This is a genomic window from uncultured Pseudacidovorax sp. (assembly GCF_913773995.1).
Classification (GTDB): Bacteria; Pseudomonadota; Gammaproteobacteria; order Burkholderiales; family Burkholderiaceae_C; genus Xenophilus.
Window position 1 is genome coordinate 27454 of record NZ_CAJYES010000110.1, and the last position, 17525, is coordinate 44978.

General features: G+C 68.0%; 15 protein-coding genes. 13 read left to right on the forward strand and 2 right to left on the reverse strand.

Annotation, left to right across the window (positions count from 1 at the left end):
• Positions 1-81: 81 nt before the first annotated feature.
• The 5 genes from QZ772_RS09530 to QZ772_RS09550 all read left to right on the forward strand — a co-directional run bounded on the left by QZ772_RS09530 (position 82) and on the right by QZ772_RS09550 (position 5630).
• Entirely contained in the window at positions 82-885 is an 804-nt protein-coding gene (locus QZ772_RS09530) for a shikimate dehydrogenase (RefSeq protein WP_295525187.1), read from the forward strand.
• On the forward strand, positions 882-2624 hold the full coding sequence (locus QZ772_RS09535; protein ID WP_295525189.1) for an FAD-dependent oxidoreductase: 1743 nt from the start codon (positions 882-884) through the stop codon (positions 2622-2624). The genes QZ772_RS09530 and QZ772_RS09535 overlap by 4 nt, the downstream gene beginning before the upstream one ends.
• Before the next feature lie 216 nt (positions 2625-2840).
• Entirely contained in the window at positions 2841-3653 is an 813-nt protein-coding gene (locus QZ772_RS09540; protein WP_295525191.1) for an SDR family oxidoreductase, read from the forward strand.
• A gap of 46 nt (positions 3654-3699) precedes the next feature.
• Positions 3700-4551: a branched-chain amino acid ABC transporter permease gene (locus tag QZ772_RS09545; RefSeq protein ID WP_017759334.1), complete on the forward strand. Its 852-nt coding sequence runs from the start codon at positions 3700-3702 to the stop codon at positions 4549-4551.
• A 41-nt stretch (positions 4552-4592) separates the two neighbouring features.
• A complete protein-coding gene (locus tag QZ772_RS09550; protein WP_295525193.1) occupies positions 4593-5630 on the forward strand; it encodes a branched-chain amino acid ABC transporter permease in 1038 nt (345 codons plus the stop codon).
• A 43-nt stretch (positions 5631-5673) separates the two neighbouring features.
• On the opposite strand, the gene QZ772_RS09555 is transcribed toward QZ772_RS09550, so the two are convergent.
• Positions 5674-6882, reverse strand: coding sequence for an IS110 family transposase (locus tag QZ772_RS09555; RefSeq protein ID WP_295525195.1), 1209 nt, complete (start codon positions 6880-6882; stop codon positions 5674-5676).
• Positions 6883-7136: 254 nt separating this feature from the next.
• On the opposite strand from QZ772_RS09555, the gene QZ772_RS09560 reads away from it, so the two are divergent.
• The 7 genes from QZ772_RS09560 to QZ772_RS09590 all read left to right on the forward strand — a co-directional run bounded on the left by QZ772_RS09560 (position 7137) and on the right by QZ772_RS09590 (position 14387).
• Positions 7137-7856: an ABC transporter ATP-binding protein gene (locus QZ772_RS09560; protein ID WP_295525197.1), complete on the forward strand. Its 720-nt coding sequence runs from the start codon at positions 7137-7139 to the stop codon at positions 7854-7856.
• On the forward strand, positions 7853-8590 hold the full coding sequence (locus QZ772_RS09565; protein ID WP_295525199.1) for an ABC transporter ATP-binding protein: 738 nt from the start codon (positions 7853-7855) through the stop codon (positions 8588-8590). The genes QZ772_RS09560 and QZ772_RS09565 overlap by 4 nt, the downstream gene beginning before the upstream one ends.
• Before the next feature lie 157 nt (positions 8591-8747).
• Positions 8748-9959, forward strand: coding sequence for an ABC transporter substrate-binding protein (locus QZ772_RS09570; RefSeq protein WP_295525201.1), 1212 nt, complete (start codon positions 8748-8750; stop codon positions 9957-9959).
• A gap of 11 nt (positions 9960-9970) precedes the next feature.
• The gene (locus tag QZ772_RS09575) at positions 9971-10927 is read left to right on the forward strand and encodes an NAD(P)-dependent oxidoreductase (protein WP_295525203.1); all 957 of its coding nucleotides are present in this window, start codon (positions 9971-9973) and stop codon (positions 10925-10927) included.
• 199 nt (positions 10928-11126) lie between these two features.
• Positions 11127-11933 carry an SDR family NAD(P)-dependent oxidoreductase gene (locus QZ772_RS09580; RefSeq protein ID WP_295525206.1) on the forward strand — a complete coding sequence of 269 codons (807 nt, stop codon included), beginning with the start codon at positions 11127-11129 and terminating at the stop codon, positions 11931-11933.
• 503 nt (positions 11934-12436) lie between these two features.
• On the forward strand, positions 12437-13180 hold the full coding sequence (locus tag QZ772_RS09585) for a hypothetical protein (RefSeq protein ID WP_295525208.1): 744 nt from the start codon (positions 12437-12439) through the stop codon (positions 13178-13180).
• Positions 13161-14387: an XRE family transcriptional regulator gene (locus tag QZ772_RS09590; RefSeq protein ID WP_295525211.1), complete on the forward strand. Its 1227-nt coding sequence runs from the start codon at positions 13161-13163 to the stop codon at positions 14385-14387. Before QZ772_RS09585 ends, QZ772_RS09590 begins: the two co-directional genes overlap by 20 nt.
• Before the next feature lie 88 nt (positions 14388-14475).
• Here the strand turns inward: QZ772_RS09590 and htpG are convergent, their stop codons facing one another.
• Positions 14476-16470 carry a molecular chaperone HtpG gene (gene htpG, locus QZ772_RS09595; RefSeq protein WP_295525213.1) on the reverse strand — a complete coding sequence of 665 codons (1995 nt, stop codon included), beginning with the start codon at positions 16468-16470 and terminating at the stop codon, positions 14476-14478.
• Positions 16471-16778: 308 nt separating this feature from the next.
• On the opposite strand from htpG, the gene aqpZ reads away from it, so the two are divergent.
• Positions 16779-17486: an aquaporin Z gene (gene aqpZ, locus QZ772_RS09600; RefSeq protein ID WP_295525215.1), complete on the forward strand. Its 708-nt coding sequence runs from the start codon at positions 16779-16781 to the stop codon at positions 17484-17486.
• The last annotated feature ends 39 nt before the right edge of the window (positions 17487-17525 follow it).

A 17525-nucleotide genomic window follows, 5' to 3' on the forward strand; every position in this document is an offset into this window, starting at 1 on the left:
ACATCGTTCCAGTATTCGATAGGATCGCCGCCAACGCTGCCGCAGAAGTTGCGGCCGCGCATGCACATCCAGGAGACAGCCATGTCCGAGCCCCAGCTCAGCGGCGCCACGCGCGTCCACTTCATCGTGGGAGATCCCATCGCGCAGGTGAAATCGCCCGCGGGCGTCACGCAGGCCTTTGCCGAGCGCGGCATGGACGCCATGGTCATGCCCGCCCATGTGTCACCGGCCGACCTGGCCACCTGGCTGACCGGCGTGTCGGCGGCAAAGAACGTGGACGGCGTCATCGTCACCGTGCCCCACAAATTCGCCTGCGCGGCGCTGTGCGCCACGCTGTCGGAGCGGGCTGCCTTCCTGGGTGCCACCAACACGATGCGCCGCAATGCGGATGGCCGCTGGCATGGCGACATGTTCGACGGCCTGGCCATGGTGGCCGCCCTGCGCGACCGCGGCGGCGAGCCCGAGGGCCGCCGCGCGCTGCTGGTGGGCGCAGGCGGCGCCGGCTCGGCCATCGCCCATGCGCTGGTGATGGCTGGTGTCGCGTCGCTGGACATCCACGATGGCGACATCGCCCGCCGCGACGCGCTGGTGGCACGCCTGGCCGGGCTGGGCCGCTGCCCCGTCGGCGTCGGCTCGGCCGATCCGGCCGGCTACCAGCTGGTGGTCAACGCCTCGCCCGCCGGTATGCGCGCGGACGATCCGCTGCCCGTGGACGTGCAGCGCCTGGCGCCCGATGCCTTTGTCGGCTGCGTGATCACCCAGCCGGCCGTCACGCCCCTGATCGCCGCCGCCCGTGCGCGCGGGCTGGGCACCGCCACCGGCTCCGACATGTTCGCCCGCGTCCGCGACCTGATGGTCGAGTTCCTGGCGGAGCCCCAGCCGTGAAGCGCCTGCAGACGCTGGCCGATCTGCCCGAAGGCGCGGCCTTCGACCTCGTGGTCGTCGGCGCGGGTGGCGCCGGCATGGCGGCTGCCCTGTTCGCGGCCCTGGAGGGCCAGCAGGTGCTGCTGGTGGAGCGCACCGCCCACGTGGGCGGCACCACCGCATGGTCGGCCGGCACCTGCTGGGTGCCCGGCACGCGCGAGGGCGCTGCGGTCAACCCGGCCGACACGCTGGCCGAGGCTGCGCGCTACCTCGACAACGCCATCGGCGACCGCACGCCCGCCGCCCTGCGCCAGGCCTTCCTGGACCATGGCGCCGAGGCCATCGCCCAGCTGGCCGCGCGCACCGAGGTCAAGCTCCGCGCCTATCCCAGGCACCCCGACTACATCTCCGACCTCGAGGGCTCGACCGTCGCCGGTCGCGCACTGGAGCCGCTGCCCTTCGACGGCCGGCTGCTGGGCGAGTGGTTCGCGCTGCTGCGCCCGCCCATCCCCGAGTTCACCGTGCTGGGCGGCATGATGGTCGACCGCACCGACATCAACCACCTGCTGGGCATGACGAAGTCGCTGGCCTCGCTGCGGCATTCGGTGCGCATCCTGGCGCGCCATGGCCGCGACCGCCTGCGCCATGCGCGCGGCACGCGGCTGGTGATGGGCAATGCGCTGGTGGGGCGGCTGCTGTATTCGCTCTCGCGCCTGCCCAACGTCACGCTCGCCATGGAGACCGAGCTGATGCGCCTGCAGCGCAACGACGCCGGCATCGACGGCGTGGTGCTGGCCCAGCGCGGCCAGCGCCGCAGCGTGGCCGCACGCGCTGGCGTGGTGCTGGCCAGCGGCGGCTTCAACCGCCACCCCGAGCGACGGCAGGCCCTGCTGCCCGGTGCCGACATCGGCTGGTGCCCCGGCGCGCCCGGCCACACCGGCGAGGCGCATGCGCTGGCGGAAGCCGTGGGCGCGCGCTACGGCAGCGGTTCGATGAGCCCGGCCTTCTGGGCGCCCGTCTCGCGCCGCACGCGCGCCGATGGCAGCACCGCCCTGTTCCCGCACTTCGTCATGGACCGCGCCAAGCCGGGCGTGCTCGCCGTCAATGCGGCGGGCGAGCGCTTCGTCAACGAAAGCACCTCGTACCACCTCTTCGGCCTGGCCATGCAGCAGCCGGGCGCCGATGGCCAGCCCTCCGTCCCCGCCTTCCTCATCTGCGATGCCGCGGCCCTGCGCAAGTACGGCCTGGGCATGGTGCGCCCGGGTGGCAAGGGCCTCGCGCCCTTCCTCGCCGACGGCTACCTCACGCAGGCTGACACGCTGGCAGGTCTGGCCCAGGCCCTGGGCATCGATGCGCAGCGTCTGCAGGCCACGGTCGAGCGCTTCAACACCCTGGCGCGCAGCGGCGCGGACAGCGACTTCCACCGCGGCGAGACGGCCTACCAGCGCAACCTGGGCGACCCGGCATGGCCCGGACCCAACCCCTGCCTCGGTCCGCTGGAGGAAGGCCCCTTCTATGCCGTGCGCCTCTATCCCGGCGACATCGGCGCGGCCCAGGGCTTCGCCACCGATACCGATGCGCGCGTGCTCGACGCGCAGGGCCAGCCCATCGCGGGCCTCTATGCGGTGGGCAACGACATGCACTCGATCATGGGTGGCGTCTACACGGCGCCGGGCATCACGCTCGGCCCCGGCATCGTCTTCGCGCACCTGGCGGCGCGGCATGCGGCCTCGCGCCTGCGCAAGGCCGTCGCCACCTAGTCGCGCAGCGCGCCGCACATGCATGACAGGCCGGGCAAACCCCAGTCCCTCATGCACGAAAAGTCCGGCGAATGGCCGGAAATGTCGAAGCAGCCCCAGGGCAGGGATCGAAGAATCCACCCCCACACGCAGCCATGACCGGCGGCCTCGAAAGTCCGGTTGGCGCGGGCCACGCCCGCAGCCTTGCCACCAGAGCAACGACGACAGGAGACAGACTTGCCGACCCTCGGCCAACCCCATTCAACAGCCGCCACGGCGCTGATCACCGGCGCCGCGGACGGCATCGGCTGGGCCACCGCGCAGTGCCTGGCACAGCGGGGCTGGCGCGTGGCCCTGCTGGACCTGCGCGCCGAGGCCGCGCAGGCCCGCGCCGTCGAGCTGGGCCCGCAACACATCGGTCTGGGCTGCGACGTGAGCGATGCCGGTTCCGTCCAGGTGGCGGTGGCCGCTGCGCAGACCGCGCTCGGCCGCATCGACGCCCTCGTCAACAACGCCGGCATCGGCGAGCAGGCCGCACCCACGCTGGCGCAGACGGCTGAGGGCTTCGACCGCGTGCTGGCCGTGCACCTGCGCGGCAGCTTCCTCATGACGCAGGCCGTGCTGGGCTTCATGCGCGAGCAGCCGCGCGATGCCCGTGGCAACCGCGGCGCCATCGTCAACATCGGCTCCATCGCCAGCTTCGGCGGCATCCCGGGCCGCAATGCCTACAGCGCCGCCAAGGCCGGCGTGCTGGGCATGACGCGCGCACTGGCTTGCGAGTGGGCCCGCCAGGGCATCCGCGTGAACGCGGTGGCCCCGGGCTATGTGCGCACTGCGCTGGTCGCGGCCCTGGCCGAACGCGGCGATGTGGATGCCCGCGCCGTGGCCGAGCGCACGCCGCTGGGCCGCATGGCCGAGCCCGAAGAGATCGCCGAAGCCATCGCCTTTCTGGTCTCGCCTGCCGCCAGCTACGTGACCGGCGCCACGCTCAGCGCCGACGGCGGCTGGAGCGTGCTGGGCGCACCGGCCCATGCCCTGGCGCCGCTTTAAGCGGCCCCGCATCCCCGACCGCACACACGACACGGAGACGACCTTCATGCTGACCATCAACCTCTTCAACGGGCTGGTCTACGGCGCCCTGCTGATCATCATGTGCTCGGGCCTGGCGCTCATCTACGGCTTGCGCCGGGTGGTGAACTTCGCGCACGGCTCGCTGTACATGCTGGGCGCGTACATCGGCTACTCGGTGGCGCTGCGCTACAACTTCTGGGCCGCGCTGGTGGCGGCGCCGGCCATCATGGCGCTGCTGGGCGTGCTGCTCGACCGCTACGGCTTTCGCCTGCTGCAGGACCGCGATCCGCTCACCGTGGTGCTGGTCACCTTCGGCCTGCTGCTGGTGATCGAGGACTTCGTGCAGACCACCTGGGGCAAGAGCAACCTGTCGGTGGAAGCGCCCGCCGTGCTGGCCACCTCCATCGACTTCTTCGGCACGCCGCTGCCGGCCTACCGCGTGGCGGTGATCGGCGTCGGCGCGCTGGTGGCGCTGGGCCTCACGGGCTGGCTGCGCTTCTCGAAGGCGGGGCTGTTCGTGCGGGCCGCCAGCACCGACCCGACCACCACCGCCATGCAGGGCGTGAACACCGATGCGCTGTCGGCCGGCGTGGTGGGCCTGGGCACCGCCCTCGCGGGCCTGGCCGGCGTGGTGGCGGCGCCCTTCCTGTCGTTGTCGCCGTCGATGAGCAGCGACGTGATCATCGATTCCTTCGTGGTGGTGGTCGTGGGCGGCCTGGGCTCGCTGGCCGGCGCCTTCGTCGCCGCCATGGTGCTGGGCATGGTGCAGTCGCTGGGCGCGGTGTACCTGCCCGACCTCTCGGCCATCCTGCCCTTCGTGATCATGGTCGCGGTGCTCATCTGGCGCCCGGCAGGGTTTGCTGGAAGCCGGACGTGAACGCCACGCAGAAGACATCAGGGAACGAGAGGAGCGCATTCATGACAAGCAATGTTCGTATCGGCCTGACCGGCGCCGCGGCGCTGGCGGTGGGGGGCGCGGTGGCGCTGGGCGTGGGCTCGGGCACGCTGCTGTCGCTGTTCACGCAGGCGGTGATCTACGGTGTCTTCGCCTCGGGCGTGGGCCTGCTGCTGCGGCAGAACGGCATGGTCAGCTTCGGCCATGCGGTGTTCTTCGGGCTCTCGGGCTACACCGTGGGCATCGTGATGGAGCTGGGCTGGATGCCGGCCGAGCTGGCCATCGTGGCCACGCTGGCGGCGCTGATGCTCTTCGCGCTGCTGGTGGGCCTGGTGATCGTGCGCGTGCCCGGGGTGGCCTTCAGCATGATGACGCTGGCCATCGGGCAGATGTTCTTCCTCACCGCCTCGCGCTCGCGCGGGCTCACCGGCGGCGCCGACGGCATGAACATCAACTGGCCCTCCACGCTCTTCGGCGTGCCGCAGTCGCAACTTCTGCAGCCGGCCGTGCTCTTCATGGTGTGCTGGACGGTGCTGGTGCTCACGCTGCTGGTCCTGGCGCTGCTGCTGCGCGGACGCTTCGGCAGCGTGACCGAGGCGGTGCGCGACAACGAGGAGCGCGCCCGCTTCATCGGCCTGCGCACGCTGCTGCCGCGTGCCGCCATCTATGCGCTGTCGGCCGGCGTGGTGGCGGTGGCGGGGCTGCTGTCGGCACTGAACACCGGCTTCGTCTCGCCCGAGGCGCTGCACTGGAGCGTCTCCGGTGTGGCGCTGATGATGGTCGTGGTCGGCGGCTACAAGGCGCTGTGGGGCCCGCCGCTGGGCGCCATCGTGTACTTCATGTTCAAGGACGTGCTGGGCGACTGGGCCACGCACTGGATGGCCATCTTCGGCGTGGCGCTGATCACCGTGATCGTGTTCTCGCCCACCGGCATCGCCGGAGCGCTGCAGAAGCTGTGGAACCCCAGGCGGCGCGATGCGGCATCGCCCGCCGCCGCGAGTGCCGGCCACACGGCCGCACCCGCCACGCCCGTGGCGCGCCCCGCCACCTCGGCCCGCTGAGCCGCATCGCAAGCAGGAGACAACAGGCATGAGACATCCGGTGTCAACCCTCTTGAGAAATTTCGATGCGACAAGCGCTGGAATGGACAGCGGGGTCGTAGGCGCAGCCATCGGTCCAGATACGCCAGAGCACACGAGTCCAGGCGCGAGCCAATATGCGCACTGCGTGCGGATGATCGCAGCCGCGCTTGCGCGCGGCGTGGTAGACGCTGGCGGCCCAAGGGCTGGCATGGCGGGAGTTATCAGCCAGGCAAGTGATGGCGCGGCGCAAGCGGTGGTTACAAGCCCATCGGAAGGTGACGGCGCGGCTCTTGCCGGACTGGTAGGTGACGGGCACGACGCCGGCCTCGGAGCACAACTGCTCGGCACTGGCGAAGCGCTGGGGCACATCGCCCAGTTCGGCCAGGATCTGCGCGGCGCAGATGCAGCCGGCGCGCGGCAGCGACATGACCGAGACGGCCTGTGGCAACTGCCCCATGGCTTGAGCGATGTGGCCGTCCAGGGACTTGATCTGAGCTGCGAGCGGCTTGAGCAGGGCCACCAGGGCCAAGGCAGCCGTGGCCTGGGCCTGGGCGAGCGCAGGTTCGCAAAAGCTGGGCGCAGCGGCTTGCAGGCGTTCGAGCAGCGCGTCGGGAGAACGCCGGCCGCTGTAGCCATGGCGTTTGCAGAAGGCGGCGATCTGGCGGGCTGTGAGTTTGCGCGCGGTGGGCCACTGCTCGATGAAGGCCAGGGCGATGGGCGAATCGAGGGCGGCGAAGATGCCTGTGGCGCCAGGCCAGTAGGCATCGAGCAGCGCGGTGAGCTGGTTGGCCAGGCGAATGCGCGTGCTCACCAGGTCGTCGCGTGTGCGCACCAGGGCGCGCAAGGCGCGGATGGCTGCAGACTGCGGCTGCACAGCGCGCCAGCGATGGCCGTCGGTACGCAGCAAGTCAGCCAGCATGAAGGCATCGCCCGCGTCGCTCTTGGCATTGCTGCTGCGGTAGCGCGGGCGGCTGGCCTTGACGGCGTTGGGATGGATCGCAAAGACCTGATGGCCGGCGTCGAGCAGGGCGTCCACGATCAGGCCCGAGGGCCGCTCGATGGCGATGGGCAAGGCTTTGCCAAAGGCAGCGAGTGCACGTTGCAGCTCACCGAGTCCTTGGCGATCGTGGTTGATGGTCAAGTGCTTGAGCACGCTGCCCTGGGCGTCGATCACGCACACCGCGTGCGAACGGTAGGCCCAATCCAGGCCGACAAAGACACTGAGAGTCATGGACAACCTCCATGGGTTTGGGTTAAGACTGTCCGTGTCGGAAGGCATGGCGGGACGCTCATAAATTGGCGCTCCAGCTGGGTAGGCGTGGCGCTACATCCGGTGGCCCGTCGTGGCCTTCCGGCACCTCGGGTGCTGCAGGTCTCATGCGGGCTGTCGAACAGCCAGCGCCACGGGCAGTCACCACGAGGGCACGGAAGTCGGTTCGCCACCTCAGCACCTGTCCGGGGCAGCGTCAAGATGGAGGTTGCCTTATGAGCGACTACGTGCTGCAGGCCCGCGACGTGGCCATCCACTACGGCGGCGTGAAGGCGGTGGACGGCGTGGAGCTGACGCTGGAACGCGGCCAGATCCGCGGCCTGATCGGCCCCAACGGCGCCGGCAAGTCCACCGTCATCGACGCCATCACCGGCCGGCGCAAGCTCACCCGCGGCCAGGTCTTCCTGCGCGGCGAGGACGTGAGTGCGCTCGGCCCCGTGCAGCGGCGCCAGCGGGGGCTGTCGCGCAGCTTCCAGCGCACCAGCGTCTTTGGTCAGATGCGCGTGCGCCGGCAGGTGGCGCTGGCCTCGCACTGCATGAACCCCAAGGACAGCGAGGCCGATGCGCAGGCCGTGCTCGAAGAGCTGAACCTGGCCCACCGTGCCGACGACGTCGCCGAAGACCTGGGCTACGGCGAGCAGCGCCGTCTCGACCTGGCCCTGGCCCTGGTCGGTCGGCCCACCGTGCTGCTGCTGGACGAGCCCATGGCCGGCCTCTCGGTGCAGGAATCGCACGACCTGGCGCGCCACCTCAAGGCGCTGACCTCGCGCTGGAACGTGTCGGTGCTGCTGGTGGAGCACGACATGGACGTGGTGTTCGGCATCAGCGACGCCGTCACCGTCTTCGAACTCGGCCGCGTGATCGCCAGCGGCGAGCCTGCCGCCGTGCGCGCCAATCCGCGCGTGCGCGAGGCCTACCTGGGGAGCGCCGCATGAGCACGACCAAACACCGCAACGCGATGAACGACGGCATCCTGCTCGAACTCGACCGCGTCGATGCCTTCTATGGCGCAGCGCACATCCTGCACGGCCTGTCGCTGCAGGTGCGCGCGGGCGAGCGCGTGGCCCTGGTGGGCCGCAACGGCGTGGGCAAGACCACGGTGGTCAACACCATCCTGGGCCTGGCCAGCCTGCGCGGCGGCCAGGTGCGCGTGGGCAGCCAGATCCTGCTGCGCCCGCGGCCTTACAACGCGGCGCAGAACGGCGTGGTGGTGGTGCCGCAGGGCCGGCGCATCGTGGCCAACCTCAGCGTCGAAGAGAACCTGCTGCTGGGCGCCGCCACCGGCCGGCCCGGCCACTGGACGGTGCCGCGCATCTACGAGCTCTTTCCCATCCTGCAGGAGCGCGCCCACACGCCGGGCACCGCGCTCTCGGGCGGACAGCAGCAGATGCTGGCGGTGGGCCGCGCCCTCATGGCCAACCCCTCGCTCATCCTGCTGGACGAGCCCACCGAAGGGCTGGCGCCCGTCATCGTCGACCAGCTCGCGGTCATCTTCAACCAGGTGGCGGCGCAGGGCACGGCGCTGCTGCTCATCGAGCAGAACATGAGCCTGGTGGTGCGCGTGGCCGAGCGCTACTACGCCATGGCCAAGGGCGCCGTCATCGCGCAGGGCGCGGTGCACGACAGCCGCGAAAGCCTGCATGACCTGGAGGCGCATGTGATGGTCTAGCGCCATCGCCGGCCTCATCGAACACCGCCTGCACGCCACGCACACGCCACTCGCGCATCCCCGACGCACGAGCCGGCCGCATCCGCAGCAACCCCGCAAACACGGCTGCCGGACCGCCTTCCGGCGCACATCTTCATCCACCCGAGGAGACACAACCATGCACAGCACCACCCCAATCATCTCGCGCCGCGCCGCCACTGCCGTGGCCGCCGCCCTCGTCGCCACCGGCGCCGCCATGCCCCTGGCCGCCTGGGCCCAGGGCAAGGAGCCGGTCAAGGTCGGCCTGGTGTCCTCCAAGTCCGGCGTGTTCGCGCAGCAGGGCGAGGAGGTGATGCGCGCCGTCAAGTTCGCCGCCGACGAGGCCAATGCCAAGGGCGGCGTGGACGGCCGCAAGGTCGAGGTGGCCGAGGCCGACGACGAGGGCACGCCCGACGCCGGCCGCCGCGTGGCCGAGAAGCTGGCGCGCGAGGGCAACAACCTGCTCATCGGCTCCATCCCCTCGTCCATCTCGCTGGCCATCGCGCAGAACCTGGACCGCTGGGACGCCGCCTACTTCGTGGTGGCCAGCAAGTCCGACAAGCTCACCGGCGACACCTGCAAGCCGCGCAGCTTCCGCACCAACCACTCGGACGCGATGGACATCGCCATGATCAACGAGTGGGCCAAGGACCTGAAGGAGAACACCTTCGCCGTGCTGGCCGCCGACTATGTGTGGGGCCGCGACTCGGGCGAATCGTTCAAGAAGGCCGTGGAGGCCAACGGCAAGAAGGTGCCGCTGTCGCTGTACGTGCCGCTGGGCACCAAGGACTTCTCGCCCTACATCGCCCAGCTCAAGAGCAGCGGTGTCGAGGCCATCTGGGTGGCCGAGACCGGCCGCGATGCCATCGCCTTCGTCAAGCAGGCCGAGGAGTTCGGGCTCATCCCCAAGACCAAGCTCATCGGCCACGCGCTGATCCAGAACTTCATGATCAACGCCACCGGCAAGGCGCTGGAAGGCACGCCCGGCAACACGGCCTACACCGCCACCATCGACAACCCGCGCAACAAGGCCTTCGTGACCGCGTGGAAGGCCAAGTTCAACCGCGTGCCCACCGACAACGAAGGCCAGGCCTACAACGGCATGCAGGTGATGTTCGACGGCGTGAAGAAGGCCGGCAGCGTCAAGCCCGCCGATGTGTCGAAGGCGCTGCGCGGCGCGCAGCTCGACACCATCTACGGCACCGTGACCATGCGCGCCGCCGACAACCAGCTGCTGCTGCCCAACTACGTGGCCCGCGCCAAGACGGTGGACGGCGCCATCGTGCCGGTGATCGAGCACGTCTTCCCGCCGTCGATCGTTCCCGCACCGTCGCCCGCCTGCAAGATGTGAGCGGGCGGCCCATGCCGCCCGTCGCTTCCCAACCGGGTGCGGGGGTGAAGGGGCCCGTCCTCGTGACCGGCGCCGCCGGCTTCCTGGGCCGGCGCATCGCCGCGCTGCTGCATGCGCGCGGCGTGGCGCCGCGCCTGTTCGACGTGCCGGCCGCGCTGCCCGCCTTGCAGCAGCTGGCCGCCACGCTGGGCCCGGCCGAGGCGCTGGCCGGGGACATCCGCGAGCGTGCCGACGTGCACCGCGCCCTGGCCGGCTGCGGCGGCGTGCTGCACCTGGCCGGCGTGCTCACGCCCACCTGCAGCGCCGATCCGGTGCTGGGTGCGCAGGTCAACCTGATCGGCCCGCTGCATGTCTTCGAGGCCGCCCGCGCGCAGGGGCTGGACCGCGTGGTGTACGCCAGCACCGCCGGCGTGTACGGCCCGCACGACGGTCGCCAGCCCGCGCCGGCCACGCACTACGGTGCCTTCAAGCTGGCGGTGGAGGGCGCGGCCCGTGCCTGCTGGCACGAGCACGGCCTGGCCAGCGTGGGCCTGCGGCCCTTCGTGGTCTATGGCCCGGGCCGCGAAAGCGGTGCCAGCGCCGGCCCCAGCCTGGCCTGCCGCGCCGCCGCCCGCGGCGAGCCTTTCACGGTGGGCTACACCGGCGCCGCCGGCCTGGTCTTCGTCGACGACGTGGCCGCGGCCTTCGTGCATGCGCTGCTGCAGCCCCGGGCCGAAGGCGCCCAGGTCTTCAACCTGGTGGGCGAGGTGCACACGGTCGATGCCGTGCTGGACGAGATCCGCCGCCAGGTGCCGGGCGCCCAACTGGCCGCCGATGGGCCGCCGCTGACCATCGCGGCCGATGCGGACGAGGCCGGGCTCGACGACTGGTTTGCCGACCGGCCGCGCACCGCGCTGCGTGATGGCATTGCGGCCACACTGGCGCATTACCGCGCGCTGCGGCCCGGCTCCGCGCCTGTCGGATCGTGACGTGGTGGGACGGGGGGCCGTGCCGTCGGCCTGGTCGTCCCCTGCATGCATTGGGCGGCAGTGCGTCATTCGGGCCGTCAGCGCCCGCCATTCCTCGTTGCCTTTCCTTGCCTTTCCATCACCCATGACCGCACCTCGCTCCGATGCTTCCGTAGTCACTTCCAACGCTGACGATGCCGCTGTCGCTGCTGCGCCCGTCATGCCCACCTTGCCCGCGCATGTGCTGGTCACCGGCGCGGCCGGCGGCATCGGCTGGGGCATCTGCCTGGCGCTGGCCCGCCAGGCGCGGCGTGCCGGCAGCGTGCTGCACATCAGCGCGGCGGCCAGCCAGCCCGGCGACAAGCTGGAGCGGCTGCTCGACGAGCTGCGCACCGAGGGCGTCACGGCCGGCGGCGTCACCGGCGACCTGACCCAGCCCGAGGCCTGCCGCGCCATCGTGGCCCAGGCCCAGGAAGCGGCCGGCGACCTGGGTGCGCTGGTGTGCAACGCCGGCGCCTCCGGCCCCGGCCGCCTGGCCGATCTCACGGTCGAGCAGTGGGACCACACCTTCCACCTCAACACCCGCAGCGCCTGGCTGCTGGCCCAGGCCGCGCGGCCTCAACTGGCGCGCACCCGCGGCAGCATCACCGCCATCGCCTCCATGTCGGGGCTGATGCCGCACCCGGGCTACGGCGCGTACTCACCGGCCAAGGCCGCGCTCGTCATGCTGTGCCGCCAGCTGGCGCAGGAATGGGCGGCCGACGGCATCCGCGTCAATGCCGTCTGCCCCGGCATGATCCGCACGCCGCTGACCGAAGCCGTCTACCAGGACGACGCCATCCACCAGGCCCGCCGCGCCCTGGTGCCCCTAGGCCGCATCGGCACCGCCGACGACGTGGGCGAGGTGGTGGCCTTCCTCACCAGCCCCGGCGCCGCCTATGTGACCGGGCAGGCGCTGACGGTGGACGGGGGCGTGGCGGAGCACATGCTGGGGATGATTCCGGGGAGGCCGGGGAAGGGGGCCTGAGGGGCTTGAGCGCCCGCGCCGTTCTGCGGATCAGCGTGAGGCAGAAGCTAGGTTCCGAATGTGATGCCAGCTATAGCTTGCAAACGAAGGCGTTGGCGAACCATTTGCAAGTTATAGCTTGCACTGAGGCGCCTTCCCTACCGCGCTTAGCTGATGACCCGAGGCCGCCGGGCCAGAACCGGCGCGCGTTCGCAGCAACATCACTGGCGTTGCCTCCACGTGGGACTGATGCCGCACCCGGGCTACGGCCCGTAATTCACCGGCCGGGGATCGCCCGCCATGCTGCTGCCAACTGCCGCAGGAATGGGCGGCCGATGGCACGCGCCTCAACGTCGTCTGCCTCGGCAATGTTCGCGCCCAGCGGACAGAAGCTGGGCGCCTAGACGACGCCATCCGCTCGGTTCTGCGTGCCCAGGTGCTCCTCGGGCTCATCGGCACCGCCGCCGCCGTACCAGTTTCGTGAGGATGCCGCCACTGCGGGTCGACAGAAAAAGTTGGTGCACATGCGTGACACGAAACTTTTTGGTGGTAGATTCGCGTCTGGCGCAACAGATGGAAGCGATCAGCGTATGGGCCTGCATCACACGAAGAGCCAGAAAGCTCTGGAAGAACTCATCGCACGACATGTACCGCGAGATGCATTCATGGCGTTTGAGGACGCTTACTTCGACGGAGACAAAAAGGCTCGCCTTCGGGCGAGTGAGTTTGATCGGGGGCACAGGCGGTCGGCCATCGGGTCAATTAAACATTTTTGCAACAACGAGACCTTCCATGAGGCGTTAGAAGCCCATGGAGCAAAACCAGCACCCCTCCGCAGCACTGGCTTGGTCGTCGGGCGCCTCGGTATTTTCAATATCATCCGGTTGAACGTTCCTGCGCATAAATGGACTAATTTGCGGCGTAGTTCTACCCGTGCGTCTTTGGCGGAGCTCAACGATCAAATTCAGCGTAAATATGTCCAAGCTGATTTTTTCATGGAGCCCTGCCATATTGGTGCGGCAACTTTGTTTGTCTTGGGCGTAATGGACGGTCAGGATGAGAACGGTTTGGCTCAACTGACGCAATGCATGGTTGCGCTGCCATCGCCGAGTTTGGATTCTTGGTTATATCTAAAACCCATGAAGGAATTTCTCAAAGTGTACGACCGTGGCTCGCCTGGCGGGCAAGCTGATAAGGCAATGCCAAAACTCAAAACAACGACGCGAAAGAGGAAAACGGGTACCGAAGATGACAACGGGAATCCGTGATCTCCAGCCTGCAAGACTGGAGCAGGCTCTCTCTGCCCGAAATTTGACTAAGGGTCAATTGGCCAGTCTGGTAGGTGTAAGCGCGTCAACAGTCACGAAGTGGTGTAAAGGTGATCAGTCGCCCGAGGCTGAGACGTTTGAACGACTCGCTAGTGTGCTCAATCTGCACCCCGAGTGGCTGACGCGCCCCATCTTAAATTCAATTACTAGCCCGCTCTATAGGAAAAATTCGGCAGCACTGAAGGCTGGTCTGGCGAAATTACGAGCGCGCACAGAATGGGGGCAGGAAATAGCAACGCTTTTGTCTGAGCACGTTGACTACCCTGAATTGAATCTGCCAGAGCGTAGCTTCACGGAGCCGGAGCAAATTCGTAGTTCAGACATCGAGGCTGCCGCGGAAGAGTGCCGTGAGCTGTGGCAACTCGGACGCGCACCGATTCAGGATCTCATGCTTGCTGCAGAAGGCGCTGGAATCATCGTCTTTCGCGAGGAAACGGAAGTTGCTGTGGTAGAAGGTTTGTCTAGCTGGAGCGCAGAGCTAGAAGGACGGCCACTTGTTCATCTCGCCGCCGATAAAGCGAATGGATTTCGCAGCCGATTTGACTTGGCGCATGAAATTGGGCATCTTATCCTGCATAAGCAGATGGAGCAGAAACCCGAAGATAAAGTGCGCTATAACCTCATGGAGAGGCAAGCGCATCAATTTGCTGGTGCGCTTCTCCTCCCTGCCGAAACGTTTGCGAGCGACGTACGCATACCAATCAATCTCGATAATCTTTTGATTTTGAAGCAGCGCTGGGGTGTTTCAGTGGGTGCAATGGTGATGCGTTTGCACTTCCTCGGACTTCTTGATGACAATGAGAAACTTGCTCTTTTCAAGCGGCGCTCCGCCCGCTGGGGCGCCAAGGCAGAGCCAGGCGATGACGGCTGGGCGCCGGAGAAGCCTCGATTGTTGAAGAGGACAGTGGAATTGCTAGTACGGGAAGGTATTTTGCCTTTAGACCGAATTTCCCCGTATTTGGGCTTATCCGCTAACGATGTAATGCAGCTGTGTGGTCTCGACGCCACTTATTTTTCCAGTCCGGCGCAAATTGTCGAGTTGGCAACTCTGAGGACCACTCGAACGACCTCATCGTCGACAGTTGAGTCCACGCCCTCAGTACGAGTGGCTGAAATTCTGACGTTCAAGCCAAGCCGGCGCGTGTAGTGGACGTTGGGAATTGATGTAGCTTCAGTCGCCCGAGACAGAAAAAAGAGCGCCCAAGGCGCTCTTTTTTTAAACAGTGCAAGATGGCCTAAACCAACAACGCATTCACCCGCCGCACATAAGCCGCCGGATCCTCCGGCAACCCCCCCTCGGCCAGTAGCGCCTGATCGAACAGGATGTTCGCCAGGTCATCGAAGTGCGCCTCGTCGCGCTCCAGCTTCTTGACCAGCGGGTGCTCAGCGTTCACTTCCAGCACGGGCTTGACCTCGGGGGCCTTCTGGCCGGCCTGCTTGAGCATGCGGGCCAGTTGGGTGCTCATGCCGTGTTCCTGAACGACCAGGCAGGCGGGCGAGTCGACCAGGCGGGTGGTCACGCGCACGTCCTCGGCCTTGTCCTTGAGCGAGGCCTTCAGCTTTTCCAGCACCGGCTTGAAGGCTTCGGCGGCTTCTTCGGCGGCCTTCTTCTCGGTCTCGTCCTGCAGCTTGCCCAGATCCACCGCGCCCTTGGCCACGCTCTGCAGCGGCGTGCCGTCGAACTCGGTCAGATACGACAGCGCCCATTCGTCCACGCGGTCGGTCATCAGCAGCACCTCGATGCCCTTCTTCTTGAAGACTTCGAGCTGCGGGCTGTTCTTGGCGGCGGCCAGGGTGTCGGCGGTGATGTAGTAGATGGCCTCCTGGCCGTCCTTCATGCGCGCCTTGTAGTCGGCCAGCGAGACGGTGGCCGCGTCGCTGGTGGTCGAGGCAAAGCGCAGCAGCTTGGCGATGCGGTCGCGGTTGGCAAAGTCCTCGCCCAGGCCTTCCTTGAGCACCGAGCCGAACTCGGCATAGAACTTGGCGTACTTGCCGGCGTCCTCGCTGGCCTTGGCGGCATCAGCGTCGGTCGGCTCGCCTTCCTTCTTGTCGACCACGTCGGTCACGCCGTCGGCGGCCGGCGATTCAGCGGGCGCCGCAGCGGCAGCGGCCTTCTTGGCCAGGTCTTCCAGCATCGACAGCACGCGCTTGGTGCTGCCGTCGCGGATCGCCTTCACGTCGCGGCTTTCCTGCAGCAGCTCGCGGCTGACGTTCAGCGGCAGGTCGGCCGAATCGATCACGCCCTTCACGAAGCGCAGGTACGAGGGCAGCAGCGCCTCGGCCTCGTCCATGATGAACACGCGCTTGACGTACAGCTTGAGGCCGCCCTTGTGGTCGCGGTTCCACAGGTCCACGGGCGCCTTGGCCGGGATGTACAGCAGCTGCGTGTACTCGGTGCTGCCTTCCACGCGGTTGTGGCTCCATGCCAGCGGCGCGTCGTAGTCGTGGCTGATGCTCTTGTAGAACTCGACGTACTGCTCTTCGCTCACGTCCTTCTTGGCGCGGGTCCACAGGGCGCTGGCCTTGTTGACGGGCTCCCACTCGCCGGTGGCGACCATCTCGCCGCCCTTGTCGTCCTCGCCTTCCTTCCACTCTTCCTTCTCCATCAGGATGGGCAAGGAGATGTGGTCCGAGTACTTGCCGATGACCTGCTTGAGCTTCCAGCCGTTGAGGAACTCGTCGGCGTCCTCGCGCAGGTGCAGGATCACGCTGGTGCCGCGCTTCTCGCGGGTGATGGTCTCGACCTCGAAGTCGCCGGTGCCGGTGCTGCTCCAGCGCACGCCCTGGTCGGCCGGCAGGCCGGCGCGGCGCGATTCGACCACGATGCGGTCGGCCACGATGAAGCCCGAGTAGAAGCCCACGCCGAACTGGCCGATCAGCTGCGCGTCGGCCTTCTGGTCGCCCGACAGGCGGCTCATGAACTCGCGCGTGCCGCTCTTGGCGATGGTGCCCAGGTGGTCGATGGCCTCCTGCTGCGACAGGCCGATGCCGTTGTCGGTGATGCTCAGGGTGCGGGCCTTCTTGTCGAAGGCGACGCGCACTTCGACGTTGGGCGCGTCTTCGTACAGGGCCGCGTTGTCCAGGGCCTCGAAGCGCAGCTTGTCGCAGGCGTCGGAGGCGTTGGAGATCAGCTCGCGAAGAAAGATCTCCTTGTTGGAGTAGAGCGAGTGGGTGACCAGGTGCAGGAGCTGGGCCACTTCGGCCTGAAAGGAATGGGTGTTCTTGCTCATGTCTTCTTCTCTGGCAGGTCGATGTTGGTGAGGAATGTCACTTGGAAATGCAAGCGCCCCGCAACTCGGGGCGGGCGCGGGATTATCAAGGGGGGCCGTCGCGGCCCCGCTCATGCGTTCGCTCACCCGCCTCGCCGGCCGTCAACCGGCGCCCATGCCCCCAACGGCCGGCTTCGACCGTGAACTGTTCCGCGAAAGCGTCCTTTCCTTTGCAACGGGGCATTCCCTGCGACGGACTGCCCCGCCAGAATCCCGCCGGCTTTTCAATTGTTAACTTAACTACTACTTTGTTGAGGAAGGGATCTCCCATGAACGACAGAAGTTTCGGCAAGGCCCTGGCGGCCGAATTCGTCGGCACCTTCTGGCTGGTGCTGGGTGGGTGCGGCAGTGCGGTGCTGGCGGCAGCGTTTCCGCAGCTGGGCATCGGCTTCGCGGGCGTGGCGCTGGCCTTCGGGCTGACGGTGCTGACCGGCGCCTATGCGCTGGGCCCGATCTCGGGCGGGCATTTCAACCCGGCCGTGTCGCTGGGGCTGACGGTGGCGGGGCGCTTCTCGGCCAATCGCCTGCCGGGCTATGTGGTGGCGCAGGTGGTGGGGGCTGCGGCTGCCGCGGCAGTGCTCTACGCGATCGCGACCGGCAAGGCGGGCGCGCAGATCGGCGGCTTTGCCACCAACGGCTATGGCGAGCATTCGCCGGGCGGCTACTCGATGAATGCCGCGCTGGTCACCGAAGTGGTGATGACGGCGGTCTTCCTGCTGGTGATCCTGGGCGTCACGGCGCGTCGTGCGGCGGCCGGCTTCGGTGGGCTGGCCATCGGGCTCTGCCTGACGCTGATCCACCTCATCTCGATCCCGGTGGACAACACCTCGGTCAATCCGGCACGCAGCACGGGCGTGGCGCTGTTCGGGCCGGCCTATGCGGCCAGCGAGCTGTGGCTGTTCTGGACCGCGCCGCTGGTGGGCGCGGTGCTGGGCGCGCTGATCTGGCGCCTGGTGCTGGCCGGCCGGGACGACTGAAGGCACGAGGACCGCGTCGGCGCCCCCGTGTGCGGAGGA

Bases quoted from the DNA above. Each gene is read 5' to 3' on its own strand.
- QZ772_RS09570 (WP_295525201.1), top strand. From the start codon at position 8,748: ATGCACAGCACCACCCCAATCATCTCGCGCCGCGCCGCCACTGCCGTG.
- aqpZ (WP_295525215.1), top strand. From the start codon at position 16,779: ATGAACGACAGAAGTTTCGGCAAGGCCCTGGCGGCCGAATTCGTCGGC.
- QZ772_RS09585 (WP_295525208.1), top strand. From the start codon at position 12,437: ATGCGTGACACGAAACTTTTTGGTGGTAGATTCGCGTCTGGCGCAACA.
- QZ772_RS09565 (WP_295525199.1), top strand. From the start codon at position 7,853: ATGAGCACGACCAAACACCGCAACGCGATGAACGACGGCATCCTGCTC.
- QZ772_RS09555 (WP_295525195.1), bottom strand. From the start codon at position 6,882: ATGACTCTCAGTGTCTTTGTCGGCCTGGATTGGGCCTACCGTTCGCAC.
- QZ772_RS09590 (WP_295525211.1), top strand. From the start codon at position 13,161: ATGACAACGGGAATCCGTGATCTCCAGCCTGCAAGACTGGAGCAGGCT.
- QZ772_RS09530 (WP_295525187.1), top strand. From the start codon at position 82: ATGTCCGAGCCCCAGCTCAGCGGCGCCACGCGCGTCCACTTCATCGTG.
- QZ772_RS09545 (WP_017759334.1), top strand. From the start codon at position 3,700: ATGCTGACCATCAACCTCTTCAACGGGCTGGTCTACGGCGCCCTGCTG.
- QZ772_RS09580 (WP_295525206.1), top strand. From the start codon at position 11,127: ATGCCCACCTTGCCCGCGCATGTGCTGGTCACCGGCGCGGCCGGCGGC.
- htpG (WP_295525213.1), bottom strand. From the start codon at position 16,470: ATGAGCAAGAACACCCATTCCTTTCAGGCCGAAGTGGCCCAGCTCCTG.
- QZ772_RS09560 (WP_295525197.1), top strand. From the start codon at position 7,137: ATGAGCGACTACGTGCTGCAGGCCCGCGACGTGGCCATCCACTACGGC.
- QZ772_RS09575 (WP_295525203.1), top strand. From the start codon at position 9,971: ATGCCGCCCGTCGCTTCCCAACCGGGTGCGGGGGTGAAGGGGCCCGTC.
- QZ772_RS09550 (WP_295525193.1), top strand. From the start codon at position 4,593: ATGACAAGCAATGTTCGTATCGGCCTGACCGGCGCCGCGGCGCTGGCG.